1 protein-coding gene is annotated in these 444 nt (G+C 42.3%); it reads right to left on the reverse strand.

The features are described 5' to 3' along the window. Positions 1 to 444 (reverse strand): transposase (locus CXF58_RS01290; RefSeq protein ID WP_145989771.1); only part of this gene is annotated, 444 nt, incomplete at both ends.

The raw sequence follows: 444 nt of genomic DNA on the forward strand, positions 1-444 counted from the left end.
AGCTTGCCCCTAGTGAATGATTTTGATTGAAGTTTGCCAATGATGATTATTTTATTAGTCTTGGTAAGGTTGGTGGTAAATTTATGAATCAAGTCTTGGCGTGTATTTTTAATCTTGGCGTGAATCGCCTTAACTCTTTGTTTGTTTTTAGCGCGCTGAGCAATGCCTAGTTTTTTAGCGTATTGCTGGGTGACTTTGGTTTTTAGTACCTCACCATTACTTGTCGTTGCTGAGTCCCTGCAGCCTAAATCAATACCAGTTTCTCCTGTACCGCACTCAATTTTTGGGTACTCTTTAACGGTGATACAGGCATACCAGTGGCCGCGACTGTCTTGCACAAGCTCACAGGTGTTGATGGTGTAGAGTGCTAGATTATAGCTATCCCACACGTCGATGGTCAGCTTCTTGCCTTTAGCCAGGCTAAATTGAATGGTGGATTTAAGA

The sequence above is a fragment of the Psychrobacter sp. Sarcosine-02u-2 genome, from assembly GCF_002836335.1.
GTDB classification, from domain to species: domain Bacteria; phylum Pseudomonadota; class Gammaproteobacteria; order Pseudomonadales; family Moraxellaceae; genus Psychrobacter; species Psychrobacter faecalis.